This window comes from Streptococcus infantis, assembly GCF_047460685.1.
Taxonomy (GTDB): domain Bacteria; phylum Bacillota; class Bacilli; order Lactobacillales; family Streptococcaceae; genus Streptococcus; species Streptococcus infantis_AD.
The window spans coordinates 43,517-60,419 of sequence record NZ_JASHFS010000008.1; the positions used below are offsets into that span (position 1 = coordinate 43,517).

At 38.9% G+C, this 16,903-nt stretch carries 12 protein-coding genes; all 12 read left to right on the top strand.

Translation table 11 applies throughout. The features are described 5' to 3' along the window. Positions 1-72: 72 nt before the first annotated feature. The 12 genes from QM917_RS05165 (at position 73) to QM917_RS05220 (ending at position 16,785) form a co-directional block, all read left to right on the top strand. Positions 73-4,467 carry a PolC-type DNA polymerase III gene (locus tag QM917_RS05165; protein ID WP_414285154.1) on the top strand — a complete coding sequence of 1,465 codons (4,395 nt, stop codon included), beginning with the start codon at positions 73-75 and terminating at the stop codon, positions 4,465-4,467. Positions 4,468-4,555: 88 nt separating this feature from the next. Continuing rightward, entirely contained in the window at positions 4,556-5,077 is a 522-nt protein-coding gene (locus QM917_RS05170) for a DnaA ATPase domain-containing protein (RefSeq protein ID WP_414285156.1), read from the top strand. 109 nt (positions 5,078-5,186) lie between these two features. Beyond that, positions 5,187-6,143: a helix-turn-helix transcriptional regulator gene (locus tag QM917_RS05175; RefSeq protein ID WP_414285158.1), complete on the top strand. Its 957-nt coding sequence runs from the start codon at positions 5,187-5,189 to the stop codon at positions 6,141-6,143. Position 6,144: 1 nt separating this feature from the next. Then, complete coding sequence (locus QM917_RS05180) at positions 6,145-7,458, top strand: DUF262 domain-containing protein (protein WP_414285159.1); 1,314 nt, start codon at positions 6,145-6,147, stop codon at positions 7,456-7,458. Further along, positions 7,452-9,356, top strand: coding sequence for a DUF262 domain-containing protein (locus tag QM917_RS05185; RefSeq protein ID WP_414285160.1), 1,905 nt, complete (start codon positions 7,452-7,454; stop codon positions 9,354-9,356). Before QM917_RS05180 ends, QM917_RS05185 begins: the two co-directional genes overlap by 7 nt. A 127-nt stretch (positions 9,357-9,483) precedes the next feature. Next, a complete protein-coding gene (locus tag QM917_RS05190) occupies positions 9,484-10,725 on the top strand; it encodes an aminopeptidase (protein WP_225749977.1) in 1,242 nt (413 codons plus the stop codon). Between the two features lie 9 nt (positions 10,726-10,734). Beyond that, on the top strand, positions 10,735-10,965 hold the full coding sequence (locus QM917_RS05195) for a GlsB/YeaQ/YmgE family stress response membrane protein (RefSeq protein ID WP_045763100.1): 231 nt from the start codon (positions 10,735-10,737) through the stop codon (positions 10,963-10,965). A 171-nt stretch (positions 10,966-11,136) separates the two neighbouring features. Next, a complete protein-coding gene (locus QM917_RS05200) occupies positions 11,137-12,045 on the top strand; it encodes a LysR family transcriptional regulator (RefSeq protein WP_049548400.1) in 909 nt (302 codons plus the stop codon). A 39-nt stretch (positions 12,046-12,084) separates the two neighbouring features. Next, the gene (queA, locus tag QM917_RS05205) at positions 12,085-13,113 is read left to right on the top strand and encodes a tRNA preQ1(34) S-adenosylmethionine ribosyltransferase-isomerase QueA (protein ID WP_311522851.1); all 1,029 of its coding nucleotides are present in this window, start codon (positions 12,085-12,087) and stop codon (positions 13,111-13,113) included. A gap of 219 nt (positions 13,114-13,332) precedes the next feature. Next, entirely contained in the window at positions 13,333-13,884 is a 552-nt protein-coding gene (locus QM917_RS05210) for a DUF6287 domain-containing protein (protein ID WP_414285161.1), read from the top strand. Between the two features lie 513 nt (positions 13,885-14,397). After that, positions 14,398-15,687: a DUF308 domain-containing protein gene (locus QM917_RS05215; protein WP_414285162.1), complete on the top strand. Its 1,290-nt coding sequence runs from the start codon at positions 14,398-14,400 to the stop codon at positions 15,685-15,687. A 9-nt stretch (positions 15,688-15,696) separates the two neighbouring features. Beyond that, positions 15,697-16,785 carry an AI-2E family transporter gene (locus QM917_RS05220; RefSeq protein ID WP_004256071.1) on the top strand — a complete coding sequence of 363 codons (1,089 nt, stop codon included), beginning with the start codon at positions 15,697-15,699 and terminating at the stop codon, positions 16,783-16,785. Positions 16,786-16,903: the final 118 nt, after the last annotated feature.

Consider the following 16,903-nt stretch of genomic DNA (forward strand, 5'->3'; position numbering starts at 1 on the left):
TCTGTTTGGTAGAAATAGGAAAAAGTGCCTCAAATATGGTAAAATAGAAGGAGTATATTGTGAGGAAAATGGATGTCAACCACTTTTGAAATTTTAATGAATCAGTTGGGAATCCCCGCTGAAATGAGAAATCATGAGGCCTTCTCTCAGGCTGAAATAGAACAAGTCATTGTTCATAAACGAAGCAAAGTTTGGGAGTTTCATTTTGTTTTTGAAAATATCTTGCCTTTTGAACTTTTTCTAGAGTTGAAAAGAGGCTTGAAAGAAGAATTCTCAAAAACGGGAAATCAGGCTAGTTTTGAGATAAAAACGAGAAATCAGGAATTTTCTAGAGAACTTTTACAAGCCTACTATCGAGAGGCTTTTTCGGATGGTCCTTGCGCTAGTCAAGGTTTTCGTTCTATATATCAGAATTTTCAGGTTCGCTTTGAAAATGACCAGTTGATTATCGAAGCCTCTGAAGCGGCAGATACAGAGCATTTTAGAAAAAATCATCTGCCAAATCTTAGCAAACAGCTGGAACTTTTTGGCTTTCCTAAACTTTCTTGCATCTTAGAAAAAAATGAAGAGCTCACAAGGGAAGAACAAGAAGCCTTTCAGACGGAAAATCAAATGATTATCCAAGCTGCTAATGAAGAAACCCTTCGGGCTATGGAACAATTGGAACAGATGGCGCCACCACCTCCAGTAGAGGATAAGCCTGTCTTTGATTTTCAAGCCAAGAAGGCAGCTGCCAAGCCAAAACTAGACAAGGCAGAGATTACTCCTATGATTGAGGTTAATACTGAGGAAAATCGTCTGGTTTTTGAAGGAGTTGTCTTTGATGTCGAGCAGAAGGTGACTAGAACAGGTCGTGTCTTAATTAATTTCAAGATGACGGACTATACATCTAGCTTCTCCATGCAAAAATGGGTTAAAAATGAAGAAGAAGCTCTGAAGTTTGACATGATCAAGAAAAATTCTTGGCTCCGTGTTCGTGGGAATGTTGAGGTCAATAATTTCACGCGAGACTTGACCATGAATGTACAGGATGTTCAGGAAGTCGTCCACTATGAGCGTAAAGACTTGATGCCAGAGGGAGAACGTCGGGTTGAGTTCCATGCACATACCAATATGTCCACCATGGATGCTCTACCTGAAGTTGAAGAACTCGTTGCGAAAGCAGCTAAATGGGGACATAAGGCGGTAGCAATCACGGACCATGGGAATGTTCAATCCTTCCCTCATGGCTATAAGGCGGCTAAGAAAGCTGGTATTCAGCTGATCTATGGGATGGAAGCTAATATCGTTGAGGATCGTGTTCCTATCGTCTATAACGAAGTGGAGATGGATCTTTCTGAAGCTACCTATGTAGTCTTTGACGTGGAAACAACTGGTCTATCAGCAATCTATAATGATTTGATTCAGGTGGCAGCTTCCAAGATGTATAAGGGCAATATCATTGCTGAGTTTGATGAATTTATCAATCCTGGGCACCCCTTATCAGCCTTTACAACTGAATTGACAGGGATTACTGATGATCATGTAAAAAACGCTAAACCCTTGATTCAAGTTCTGAAAGAATTCCAAGAATTCTGTAAAGATACCGTTCTTGTAGCCCATAATGCAAGCTTTGACGTTGGTTTTATGAATGCCAACTATGAGCGTCACGGTCTTCCAAAAATTACTCAACCTGTCATCGATACGCTAGAGTTCGCTAGAAATCTCTATCCAGAGTACAAGCGACATGGTTTGGGACCCTTGACCAAACGTTTTAGTGTAGCTCTAGAACACCACCATATGGCCAACTATGATGCGGAAGCAACTGGCCGTCTGCTCTTTATCTTTATCAAAGAAGTAGCAGAAAAACACGGTGTTACTAACTTGGCACGATTAAACCTTGATTTAATCAGTCCGGATTCATATAAAAAAGCTCGAGTCAAGCATGCGACCATCTATGTGAAAAATCAAGTGGGCTTGAAAAATATCTTTAAGCTGGTTTCCCTCTCTAATACCCAGTATTTTGAAGGAGTTCCACGGATTCCACGTACGGTACTAGATGCCCATCGAGAAGGTTTGATCTTAGGTTCAGCCTGTACGGAAGGGGAAGTCTTTGATGCAGTCGTATCACAAGGTGTAGATGCGGCAGTCGAAGTAGCTAAATACTATGATTTTATCGAGGTCATGCCACCAGCTATCTATGCACCTCTGATTGCCAAAGAGCAAGTTAAGGACATGGAGGAGCTTCAGACCATTATCAAGAGTTTGATAGAGGTCGGAGACCGTCTCGGTAAGCCCGTTCTTGCGACAGGAAATGTCCACTATCTCGAACCTGAGGATGAAATTTATCGAGAAATCATCGTCCGCAGTCTAGGTCAGGGAGCTATGATTAACCGAACGATCGGCCATGGAGAAGCTGCCCAACCAGCTCCGCTACCCAAGGCACATTTTAGAACAACTAATGAAATGTTGGATGAATTTGCCTTTCTAGGAGAAGATTTAGCTCGTAAGATTGTCATTGAAAATACCAATTCCTTAGCAGAAATCTTTGAGACTGTTGAGGTCGTTAAAGGTGATTTGTATACACCTTTCATTGACCAAGCCGAGGAAACGGTTGCCGAGTTAACCTATAAAAAAGCTTTTGAAATCTATGGAAATCCACTCCCAGATATTGTCGATTTGCGGATTGAAAAAGAACTAACCTCTATTCTGGGGAATGGCTTTGCCGTGATTTATCTAGCTTCACAGATGCTAGTGCAGCGCTCCAACGAACGAGGCTATTTAGTTGGTTCCCGTGGGTCTGTTGGATCCAGTTTCGTTGCGACCATGATTGGAATTACCGAGGTTAATCCGCTTTCTCCTCACTATGTCTGTGGTCAGTGTCAGTACAGTGAGTTTATCACAGATGGTTCCTACGGTTCAGGTTTTGATATGCCAGATAAAGACTGTCCAAACTGTGGGCACAAGCTCAGCAAGAATGGACAGGACATTCCTTTCGAGACCTTCCTTGGTTTTGATGGGGATAAGGTACCTGATATCGATTTGAACTTCTCAGGTGAAGACCAACCGAGCGCCCACTTGGATGTTCGTGATATCTTTGGGGAAGAGTATGCCTTCCGTGCAGGAACGGTTGGTACGGTGGCTGCCAAGACAGCCTATGGATTTGTTAAGGGTTACGAGCGTGACTATGGCAAGTTCTACCGTGAAGCCGAAGTAGAGCGCCTAGCCCAAGGAGCTGCAGGTGTTAAGCGTACGACCGGTCAGCACCCAGGGGGAATCGTTGTTATCCCTAACTATATGGATGTCTATGACTTTACTCCTGTGCAGTATCCTGCAGATGATGTCACTGCTGAATGGCAAACCACCCACTTTAACTTCCACGATATCGATGAGAACGTCCTTAAGCTCGATGTCCTGGGACACGATGATCCGACCATGATTCGCAAGCTCCAGGACTTGTCAGGCATTGATCCAAATGATATTCCTATGGATGATCCTGGTGTCATGGACCTCTTTTCAGGTACAGATATCTTGGGAGTGACACCTGAGCAAATCGGCACCTCGACCGGTATGCTTGGAATTCCAGAGTTTGGAACCAACTTTGTTCGAGGAATGGTGGATGAAACCCATCCGACGACCTTTGCGGAGTTGCTACAGCTTTCTGGTCTGTCTCACGGTACCGACGTATGGTTGGGAAATGCCCAGGATTTGATTAAGGCTGGAATTGCAGACCTGTCAACCGTTATCGGATGTCGGGATGACATCATGGTTTACCTCATGCACGCTGGTCTAGATCCAAAGATGGCCTTTACTATCATGGAGCGTGTACGTAAGGGATTGTGGCTCAAAATCTCTGAAGAAGAGCGCAACGGTTATATCGAAGCTATGAAGGCCAACAATGTGCCTGAGTGGTATATCGAATCTTGTGGGAAAATTAAGTACATGTTCCCTAAAGCCCATGCGGCAGCCTACGTTATGATGGCCTTGCGTGTAGCCTACTTCAAGGTTCACCATCCAATTTATTATTATTGTGCTTACTTTTCCATCCGTGCCAAGGCCTTTGATATCAAGACCATGGGGGCAGGCTTGGATGCTATCAAGCGCAAGATGCAAGAAATTGCTGAAAAACGAAAGAACAATGAAGCTTCCAACGTAGAAATTGACCTTTACACAACACTTGAAATCGTCAATGAGATGTGGGAACGTGGCTTTAAGTTCGGCAAATTGGACCTCTACCGCAGTGATGCGACCGAATTCATCATCGATGGAGACACCCTCATCCCACCGTTTGTCGCTATGGATGGTCTTGGAGAGAACGTTGCCAAGCAATTGGTGCGAGCTCGTCAAGAAGGTGAGTTCCTTTCTAAAACAGAACTCCGCAAGCGTGGTGGACTTTCCTCAACTTTAGTTGAAAAGATGGATGAAATGGGAATTCTGGGCAATATGCCAGAGGACAACCAGTTGAGTCTGTTTGATGAGTTGTTTTAAAAAAATTGCTTATTTTGATTAAGTGGACAAAATATGTCCACTTGATTTGTTATAATTCTCTTAAAAATAATAGAAAAGAGAGTATAATATGGTGGATCAAGGAATTTTAAATTCTAACGTGTCAATTGAAGAGCAAATTTACAATTTTGAAAAAGGCTTGAAAGATGATGGGAGTGATTGGACTGGATTCCCACAAATAGACTTAAAAGAAGATTCTCAATGTATTTACATTTGCGGTATTTCAGAGACTGACAGATGGCATTTGTTTTATACGTTAACTAAAATAAAACCTGCTACTCCAATAGCATCACTTGGATATTATCGAGTGAGAGATAATTTGATTTTTTCTAAACATAGTCAATGGTTAAAATTGCAAATGGAGTATACAGAGTATGACTTGATTTTTCTGGAGGGAGTTCAACTTTTGGGAGAGGCTGATCAAAGGGTACAGGAATACTGGATGCAGCAATTCAAAGAGAATAAGAAAAGAAGCAAACTCTTCATTGTATATTCAGACTGCTTACCCGAAGACTTAAAAAATATGGATGAATCCGTAGTTGAGTTCTTCGAATCTGGCATAGTGGTACAGTTGAAATCACCTAAGGGCTAGTTTATTTTGCTTTAATCGTTTTGAATATAAAGTGCTAGTTAGACTATAGAAGTGATAATAATGTACTAGAAATAATATTGTTTGAATAATCTGTAGAAGGAAATTGCAAATGAATGATCAAGAGAGACTACTAACAATTTTTTTACGTTTACAGTTAGGTTCTTCACTAGGAAAAAAGCAACTGGCTAAGGAATTTGAGGTTAGCGAAAAGACGATACAGAGAGATTTTTCGCTCCTTCGTGATATTTTATCCAGTCATCCCGATTTTAGTGGAGATTTGCTTTATAACCGTAAGACGAATAAGTATAGCCTATCAAGTAAGGCAGTTTTTAATAAAAAGGATATACTCGTTATTTCAAAGATTTTATTGGAAAATCGAGCACTGAATAGGCCAGAAATTGATAGCTTACTAAATAATTTACTGATTTTAGTTCCTCGTGATGACCAGAAAGAAATTGAGCAGATTATTGGTAGTGAAAAGCTTAATTATGCTCCCTTAACGGATCAACAAGATAGAATAGAGAAAATTTGGAATTTATCAGAAGCTATTTTACATGAACAGGTTCTAGACATTATCTATCAAAAACCTTATTCTGAGTCTTCTAAGAGGCAGACTGTTTTACCAGTCTCTCTTTACTATGATAGTCATTATTTCTATCTGGTTGTCTACCAGTTGAAACATGCTACTTATATTACTTTAAGAATAGACCGTATCCAGTCATGGTCTCTTAGTGGTATAGAGAAACCCTCTATTTCTTATCGAGATAAATTTAGAGATGGTGACATTCGTAACGAGAGAGTAGATGCTTTTATCGGGAAGAAAATCAGTATTGAAATCGAGTACTTGTACGATCCAACGATTGTGATGGATCAATTTCCAAATGCAAAAATAGTTGGGAAAAATGGCGATTGGACTCATTTTAAGTTTGAAAGTCAGCACACACCAGGGCTTAAACGCTGGTTGCTGGGACAAGGGGAAGCAGTTACTGTTTTATCTCCTCGGATTTTAGTAGAGGATATGAAGCAAACAGTTCAAGAAATGATAGATAAATATAGATGGGGATAAAATGACTATTCAATTTACTTCTAAAAAGGTTGGAGAACTATTGAAAAAAGGGAATTTGCGGATTCCTTCTTATCAAAGACCATATAAATGGAACAGAAAACATATACGTAATCTTTTTTATGATTTACGAGATGCTATGGGGAAAAAGGAATATCAGATTGGTTCCGTTATCTTACATAAAAATGATGGATACTTAGATATTGTCGATGGACAGCAACGGCTAATTTCAATTTCCTTGTTTCTTCATTTATTAGATAGTTTAGAGAATTATAAGGGTGCTAAGCAACTGCTGAGTAGTGCTGAATTTGGAGAGCTATCTTGCTATCATGCGAGTGAAAATTATAATGAGTGGAAAAATTTGACTCAATTGGTCGGCGAAAATCAGGCAAAAGATATTTGCAACTTTTTATTGGAAAATTGTTCTGTCTCCGTGATTACTATGCCACAGAAACGATTATCTGAAGCCTTTCAGTTATTTGATTCTCAGAATAATCGTGGAAAATCTTTAGAACCTCATGATTTGCTCAAAGCCTATCATCTTCGCAAGCAAGATTCAGAAGATGAAAAGATTGTGGAAAAGTGGGAGCAATTTGTAGAAGATAAAGATTTAAGTCTCAAAGAGTTATTTGATAAACATCTTTTTCGTATGAGACGTTGGTCTCGAGGAGAGACAGGATTGACAAACAAGCGTTATGGTTCTTATCTCCGTTTTACAGAGGATTTTATTGATGATTTTAAAGGTGTTGATTTAAGTCAGAATTTTCCATACCTAGAATTATATCGTCATATTGAAAACTTCCCTATGTCAATAACTATGCCAATCATTGATGGAAGTAAATTTTTTGAGTATATTGAATCCGTCCATAAGACTATTAAAGAACATAAGAATTTTTTAAATGAAAAGTTAGTTTTTTCTGATGAGACTGATAGGGAAAAGAATAGTTCAGATTATCCAGAAGGTATGTCGAAAATTTACAATAGTTCAAAAGGACGCTATCTAAAGTGTCATAATTTGTTCCTAAATATTTGTTCGCTTTTTGCAGAGAGATTTGGAAAAGAAGAATTATCAAAAGAAATAGTAGAGACCTTGTTTATTTGGGCTTACTACCCCCGTGTAAAGTCTCGTGCTATATATGATGCTACTGTAGGGAACTATGCTGCAGGAGGAAAATTCAGACAAAAAGAGATTCAAAAGCTATTCCAACTATTAGCACATACTGTGACTCCGAATGATTTCATGGTTAAGATAGATAGAGAATTATTTGAAAATTATACTGTGGAACAAATTATAGAAGAGGAAAAAGATAAATGGTAGAAACACATATATGCTTATCAGTTAATCATTTGCTAAATGAAGAGACCTATGCTATTCCTCTTTATCAAAGAAATTTTGCTTGGACTTATGATGAAATCGAACAATTATTGAACGATGTAGCAGATGCTTTTCAAGAAAAAAGAGACAATTACTATATTGGAACATTAGTCGTCAATGAAGAGAATGGTATTTTCAAAATTATAGATGGCCAACAACGCACCACAGCCCTTAATTTAATTGCCTTGGTTTTGAAAAATGAGTTTGATTGTGACAGATTAGAGGCGGTTCGTTTAACTTTCCCAGCTCGGAGGAAATCAAATGAAAATATTCAAAAACTATTTACTAAGCAAAAAATTTTTGAGGACGATGAAAATGAATTAACTAGAGGGTACAGACGTGCTAAAGATGCATTAGAAAATGTGCTAGGAGAGCGTCAACTTGATACTCAGTCTTTCGTTGATTATCTTTTTAATAAAGTCATCATTTTTCGGAGTATACTTCCTAAAGATTTGGATTTGAATCTTTATTTTGAACGTTTTAACTCTCGAGGTGAGCAACTAGAAGCTCATGAAATTCTTAAGGCGCAAATGATGGCTAAGTTTGGTAAAGATCAAGAAATGGCACAAAAATTTGCGAGAATATGGGATGCTTGCGCAGACTTTGATAAGCCAGTAATCAATGCATTTACAAAAAAAGCAAAGAAAAAGCATTCTGATGCAGAAAGAGAAAAAATCTTTCCTTTGAATTGGATTAAAGGAAATCATTATCAAAATAGTTTCCTTTTAAATATCGATGAGTCTTTAAGCCAAATAGAAGTTCAATCAAGTAATAAGAAGTCTTTATTATCTAGTATAGGAAATAAAGAATCTACAACAGTTAAAGTAGTATCACATACGAATGAAGTGGAAAAATACAGAACGATTATAAACTTTGAAACATTTTTATATTTCGTTTATTATATAACATTTGGTAATGTATCCCCTTCTGATATACAGCTTGATGATAAGAAATTATTAGAAACATTTGAAAATATAACTAGTGTTAATACAAGTGTAGAGGATGTTACATTATTTATTAGAAATTTATTGAAATTAAAATTTATATTTGATAATTTGATTGTACGAATGTCACAAGAGACTAATAATAGAAGACAAGAAAATGATTGGTTTCTGCAGAAAGTTTATCGAAATGATTATAATAACAAAGCTGGAGGAGATTTGTTTGTTCAATATTATTATGATAAAAATTCTTTTGAAGAGTTCAATGATGATATTTTAATGCTTCAATCCATGTTTGCTGTGACTTTCACTGCTAATCGGAATAGTCGTTGGTTATATGAGATTTTACAATTTCTCTTCAGACATATTGAAGAACTAAATGATCAAGAATTTGGTGCTCGTTTTAAAGAATTTCTAGAAAAAATGGCAGTGACGTATGCAGAAGAAAGATTGTTTACTGAGGATAGAAGAATTAAGAAATATGGTGCAATTCCTGTTTATGCTTTTAACTTTGTAGATTATGTTTTATGGAAAAATCGTGAAGAATTGAAGAAAGATTATGATGTTAAGTTTGAAGATTTCAAATTTGCATATCGTCGTTCTATAGAGCATTGGTTTCCACAACATCCAAATAGTGATGAAAGAGTTGAAAAAATTGATGATAAATTTTTGCACTCCTTTGGGAATCTCTGTATCATTACAGATAGTCAAAATTCGAAGTTTGGAAATTTAGTTCCAAGTGCAAAATATAAACAGTGGGAAGGAATTTTCAATCGCCAGAGTTTAAAATTACAGATGATGGCAGATGTAACGGTAAAGAATGATAAATGGGGTATTCGTGAGATTCAATCTATGGAAAAAGAAGTGGAAAGATATGTACACGACTTTTGTGATAGTTAAATAAAAACAAGCTTTATTAGGCTTGTTTTTAAATTTACATCATATGTGATATACTAGTAAGGGAAGAATTTTGAGTAAGACAAATATGCTCAAAGATTTGAAATAAAAATAGAAAAGAGAAAACAGAATGGTTTTACCAAATTTTAAAGAAAATTTAGAAAAATATGCTAAGTTGTTGGTTGCAAACGGAGTGAACGTGCAACCTGGTCACACCTTAGCTCTCTCCATCGATGTGGAGCAACGCGAGTTGGCTCACTTAATTGTTAAAGAAGCCTATGCACTTGGAGCGCACGAAGTTATCGTCCAATGGGCAGATGACTTTCTAAACCGTGAAAAATTCCTTCATGCGCCGATGGAGCGTTTGGACAATGTACCAGAATACAAGATCGCTGAGATGAACTACCTTCTTGAAAACAAAGCAAGTCGCCTCGGTGTTCGTTCTTCTGACCCAGGTGCCTTGAACGGAGTGGATGCTGAAAAGCTTTCAGCTTCTGCTAAAGCTATGGGAATTGCCATGAAGCCAATGCGTATTGCAACCCAATCTAACAAGGTTAGCTGGACGGTTGCTGCTGCAGCTGGACTCGAGTGGGCTAAGAAGGTCTTTCCAAATGCTGCAAGCGACGAAGAAGCAGTCGATCTCCTTTGGGACCAAATCTTCAAAACTTGCCGTATCTACGAAGAAGATCCAGTTAAGGCTTGGGAAGAACATGCTGCTATCCTCAAGAGCAAGGCGGAAATGCTCAACAAAGAGCAATTCTCAGCTCTTCACTACACAGCACCTGGAACAGATTTGACACTTGGCTTGCCTAAGAACCACGTTTGGGAATCAGCTGGAGCTATCAATGCCCAAGGTGAAGGCTTCTTGCCAAACATGCCAACAGAAGAAGTTTTTACAGCTCCTGACTTCCGTCGTGCTGATGGTTATGTAACGTCTACAAAACCTCTTAGCTACAATGGAAATATCATCGAAGGCATCAAAGTAACCTTTGAAAATGGTCAAATTGTTGATATCACTGCTGAAAAGGGTGACCAGGTTATGAAGGACCTTGTCTTTAAGAATGCTGGTGCGCGTGCCTTGGGTGAATGTGCCTTGGTACCCGATCCAAGCCCAATTTCACAGTCAGGTATTACCTTCTTTAATACTCTTTTCGACGAAAATGCATCGAACCACTTGGCTATCGGTGCAGCCTATGCAACTAGCGTTGTTGGCGGAGCAGAGATGAGCGAAGAAGAACTTGAAGCTGCAGGGCTTAACCGTTCAGATGTTCATGTTGACTTTATGATTGGTTCTAACCAAATGGATATCGATGGTATCCGTGAGGATGGAACACGCGTACCACTCTTCCGCAATGGAGATTGGGCAATTTAAGGAGAATCTATGCTTGGAAGTATGTTTGTCGGTCTTTTAATCGGACTACTAGCAGGAGCTATCACTAATCGTGGCGAACGTATGGGATGCTTCGGGAAAATGTTTCTCGGCTGGATTGGTGCCTTTCTAGGACAATTACTCTTTGGTTCTTGGGGACCAAGCCTAAGCGGAACAGCCATTATCCCATCAGTTCTCGGGGCTATGATTTTGTTAGCCATTTTTTGGGAAAGAGGAAGCTAAGTTTCGATTAAAAAACTTGTATAATAATAAAGATTAAAGGAGGTTGGAATTGTTTCAACCTCTTTTTAAAGTGCTAGATAAAGTTATTTGAAAGCACTCATCTAAGCTTAGCCACAGACCTTTCAGTGACTGGTCCTTTTTATATTGCCTCAAGTATGGTACAATAAAAACATGAGAATTCAACAATTACACTATATTATCAAAATCGTAGAGACTGGTTCTATGAATGAGGCTGCCAAGCAGCTTTTTATCACTCAGCCTAGTCTTTCAAATGCAGTTCGTGACCTAGAAAATGAGATGGGGATTGAGATTTTTATCCGCAATCCCAAGGGAATCACCCTCACACGTGATGGGATGGAGTTTTTATCCTATGCCCGTCAGGTTGTCGAGCAAACTCAACTCCTAGAAGAACGTTATAAGAATCCAATCGCTCATCGCGAGCTTTTTAGTGTGTCTTCGCAGCACTATGCCTTCGTGGTTAATGCCTTTGTTTCCTTACTTAAGAAAAGCGATATGGAAAAGTACGAGCTTTTTTTGCGTGAAACTAGAACCTGGGAAATCATCGATGACGTCAAGAACTTCCGTAGTGAAGTCGGAGTCCTCTTTTTAAATAGCTATAACCGGGACGTTCTTTCGAAGATGTTGGATGACAATCATCTCGTTGCCCACCATCTCTTTACAGCACAGCCCCATATCTTTGTCAGCAAGTCTAACCCGCTTGCCAAAAAAGACAAGGTGCAGTTGGCAGACCTAGAAGACTTCCCATACTTGAGCTATGATCAAGGTACCCATAATTCCTTCTATTTCTCAGAAGAGATTTTGTCTCAGGAACACCACAAGAAATCCATCGTGGTTAGTGACCGTGCGACCTTGTTCAATCTCTTGATTGGTTTGGACGGCTATACCATCGCGACTGGTATCCTCAATAGTAATCTTAATGGGGACAATATTGTTTCCATTCCTCTAGATATTGATGATCCTATTGAACTGGTTTATATCCAGCATGAGAAAACGAGCTTATCTAAGATGGGTGAACGTTTCATCGAGTATTTGCTTGAAGAAGTTCGTTTTGATAGCTAATCGTAAGTACATTAGAAAAGAAAAGGAAATATGACTACAATGAATACCAATGATTTTGATTTTCACTTGCCTGAGGAGTTGATTGCACAAACACCTCTGGAAAAGCGCGATGCCTCTAAGCTCTTGATGGTCAATCGCCAGACTGGAGAATTTCAAGATCGCCACTTTCACTCCATTATTGAAATGCTAGAGCCAGGTGATGCCCTGGTGATGAATGATACCCGTGTTTTGCCAGCACGACTTCATGGTCAAAAGGAAGAAACAGGGGGCCATGTTGAACTCTTGCTCTTGAAAAATATAGCAGGAGACGAATGGGAAGTCTTGGCAAAACCTGCTAAACGTCTCAAGGTCGGCGCCCGTGTTGTCTTTGGTGATGGTCGACTAAGCGCAGTTGTGACTGAGGAATTAACCCATGGTGGCCGTATTGTCCGTTTTGAGTATGAAGGAATTTTCCTAGAAGTACTTGAAAGTCTTGGAGAAATGCCCTTGCCTCCTTATATCCATGAAAAGTTGGATGACCGTGAACGTTACCAGACAGTCTATGCCAAGGAGAGTGGATCAGCAGCAGCCCCGACTGCAGGTCTCCATTTTACCAAGGAATTACTGGAAGAAATCCAGCAAAAAGGGGTTCGCCTAGTCTATCTGACCTTGCACGTTGGACTTGGGACCTTTAGACCTGTTTCAGTAGATAATTTGGATGAACACGAGATGCACTCAGAGTTTTACCAATTGTCTGAGGAAGCTGCAGCGACCTTGCGACAGGTCAAGGAAAATGGTGGCCGTGTCATTGCTGTGGGGACAACCTCTATCCGTACACTAGAGACTATCGGAAGCAAGTTTGACGGCCAAATCCAGGCCGATTCTGGCTGGACCAATATCTTTATCAAGCCTGGCTATGATTGGAAAGTGGTGGATGCTTTTTCTACTAATTTCCACTTGCCTAAATCAACATTGGTTATGCTCGTTTCTGCCTTTGCAGGCCGTGAATTGGTCCTCGAAGCCTATCAGCATGCTATCGATGAAAAATACCGTTTCTTTAGCTTTGGCGATGCCATGTTTATCTATTAAAGCTATTAAAAAATCAAAGAAGATATAAAGAGAGACTGATTCATTCTTGGATCAGTTTTTTGCTTGATCTTACACAAAGTTACCAAAATAACTATTGAATTATAGACAAATAAATGATACACTGAAAACTACAGGTTAGCCGTCAAAAATATATGTAATTTCGGACTAGCCATTTTAGATTCAGACTAAACTGGGTCATCATTTCAAAAGGAGATTTTTATGAAAAACAAAACATTGCGTTACACTAGTCTTTCAGCTCTTGCTTTGCTGGCGGTCTTAACATTAGCTGCTTGTGGAGGAAATGCTGAAAAAACTACAGCATCTTCAAGCAAAGAGGCTTCATCCTCTAAAGTAACTAAGGAGTCATCAAGTAAAACAGAAGCTAGTCAAAAAGAGGAGCAGAAGTCTGAGACAAGTTCTTCAAGCGCTACAGCTACTCAAACTGAGACAAAGGCGGAAAATCAAAAAGATTATTCTAAATTCCTTGGAACTTGGGAGAATTATGCTGGAACAACTGCTACAGTCACAGCGGATGGAATCGTGACCATTCAAAGCTCAAAAGGCACCTTTAAATATGAGATGGACAAAGTAGAGGAGAAGGACGGTTACTATTTGACAGGAATTCATCTTGTTGGTGGTGGAGAAGGAGCACGCCTTATCTTTACCCCAGCAGGCGTAGCAAATGAATTAACTGGTACGGATGGTAGCCAAGACGTCTTGGCAATCGGCCAATCACCAAGCGACAAAGATAGTCATTTTTACCGAAATTAAGAATGAAAAAAGAAAAAGTGAGCCAAATCGACGGCTCGCTTTTTGAGTGGTGAAAAGTATGGATGAGATTGATTTGACAAGTAAAAAAGCCTTGATTCCAAGACTTTTTCCTGTTGTTTAGATGCCCCTGCATAATTTTTGAAGAGTTTTCATGTTGAAAATAATCAAAACTATTGAAATAAGTAAAAAGTTGAACTATAGGGAATATTGTGTCATAATAGGTAATAGATGAATAATTAATAGATTGGAAATAATGCTTTCTTACCTTAACAAGTTGAATTGGTTATACATTTTTTCGTCGCAATTGTGTCTATCTCTCGAGTTTAGCTAGTTTTTATAAGCTCTGGCTTCTAATCAATATAACAAATTTTAGAAGTGCATAAGACAAGATGGTGACATTACTACAGTCATTTCTAGTCACCATATGTTGCTGGCACAGGCTGTTTGTAGTGTTGGCTATTTACTAGTCAGTTTAATCGGAGTGTTTAATTTTTATTGTTGAAAGGTTTTTATATGGCGAAAATTCTATCTTTAGGTCTGACAGGTAAGAAATTACTTGCTCAGGGGTTCTTGTTTGTTCTGCTAGGTCTCATCTTGATGGTCACGGGGACTTGGTTGCCAGTAAAGGTTATTCGACTGGTTCTGTTTTTAGCTTGGATAGCAACGGTCTTAGATTTAGTATTACGTATTTTCAAAAAAAGTCAGTCAACGGACACCTTGGGAGTTGCACTGGTTAAATTGTTAGTGCTGGGATATTTGCTTGGCTCCAATCTTGCGACGGATGTGCCGATTTATATTTTGGCTCTTGTGATTGGAGTTTATCAGATTTTTCATGCTAGTATTAACCTTGTCACCTATGTTCTCTACCGCAAAAACAAAATTCGACCTCGTTTTCGTCTCTTACTAGATGGACTCGTACTAGTTTTTCTTGGTGGGACTAGTCTTTTGTCCTCTACAGGAAATTCTGTCTTTCAACTCTTTGTATTAGGGGCTTATTTTTTCCTTTATGGTCTGTCCAATATCCGTGATGGTTTCTTGTTTGAGGAGGAAATTGGGAAAAACCATCTCAAACGTCGCATTAGAATTAGCTTACCTATTGTCCTAGCCGCTCTCATCCCTGCAAGAACTTTAGCAAAAATCAACAAATTCATGCAGGAAAATGCTGATGAGAGAGAGGATATCCATCTTGGAATGGTGAAGTCTGGTAAGACAGCGGAGCTTGAAATTTTTGTTCATACAGCTGAGACCTCTCTGTTTTCGGCAATTGGTCATGTGGATATCTGCTATCAAGGCCGTGTTATTTCTTATGGCAACTATGATCCGTCTTCTGAGACCTTATTTGGCATGGTAGGAGATGGTGTCTTATATTTCTGTGATCGTGACAAGTACATTGACCTATGTAAACGTGAGAGTCAAAAAACGCTTTTTGGTTATGGGATAGATTTGACGCCTGAAATGGAAAAAGCAGTTCAGAAAAAGTTGGCTGAATTGAAACAACTGACGATTCCATGGGAGCCAAGTGCAGATAAAATCATGACAGGTGATGGTAAGGAAGACTACACCTACGCTTATAAAATCAGACATGAGACAGATGGGGAACTTTATAAATTTATCAAATCTAAGTTTAAATCCTACTTTGTCTTATCTACAAACTGTGTGCTCTTGGCTGATACCATAGTCGGTCAGGCTGGCACCGATATCCTCTCACCCAAAGGATTTATCGCTCCAGGAACTTACCAAGCCTACCTTAATCGAGAGTTTGAAAAACCAAATAGTATAGTCGTATCTAAACATGTTTATTAAGGAGAATTTATGAACTTAGTAAAAAAATACACCCCGTTAATACTTTTTATAGGGCTGGTTGCTCTTGTAATTCTGAATGCATCGAGCTTTATATCAGGAGCAATCTCTCTCTTTGATGTAATATCAACCTTGATTTATGGTGCTGTTATTGCTTTTGTGCTTAATGTTCCTATGAAAAAAATTGAACAGTACTTAGTTAAATTGAAGGTAAAGGCAGAGTTGCGTCGTCCGATTGCCATGGTACTTGTTTTCCTAGCTCTTATCTTAATCGTGATTGCTCTTTTGGTTTTGGTGCTGCCAACCCTAGCCCAGACTATTAGTCAGCTGGGAACAGTCCTTTCAACAGTCCTTACTCAACTTGGGAAATTGCTAGGCAGCTCGGAATTTGTAACCAAAGACATGTTGTCAACTATCGTATCAGGCATACAGGGACAATCTAGTTCTATTAGCCAAGCTTTGATAGGTTTTTTATCAGGTCTGACTAGTAATATCGGCAATATTTTTTCAAGTTTGATGAATGCCTTTTTGATTATAGTCTTCACCTTTTTATTTTTATCCAGTAAGGAACATTTGGCAGCGATGACGAGTCGACTTCTAAAAGTTTTTCTTCCAGAGAAGGTGGTGATAAAGTTGACTTACATTGGACAAGTAGCACTAGAGACTTATGACCAATTTTTGATGAGTCAGCTGATTGAAGCAGTTATCATAGGAGTTATGATAGCGGTTGGTTACAGCGTGTTTGGGATACCCTATGGAGTAATGACAGGTATCTTTGCAGGAGTGCTATCGTTCATTCCTTATGTAGGGCCTATGATTGCTTGTGTTGTGGGAGCGATTTTTATCTTCACAGTGAGTCCTACTCAAGCCTTACTTTCTCTTCTTCTATATCAAGTTATACAGCTGATTGAAGGAAACCTTATTTATCCTAGAGTTGTAGGTCAGTCTATTGGTTTGCCAGCTATTTTCACGCTTGCGGCTGCTAGTATTGGAGGCAATCTCTTTGGCTTACTTGGGATGATATTCTTTACACCGATATTTGCTGTTATCTATCGATTGGTTAAGGAATTTGTCGTTGCAAAGGAAAATCAGCTAGATTAAGAAAAACTAAATTTAATAAGATATACTGAGAAGAGAGTGAGAGATTCTCTTCTCTTTTATTTCTAAATACTTTTCTACAAAAAGCTATTAGACGTTAAAAAAAGCCTTGGTTTCAAGG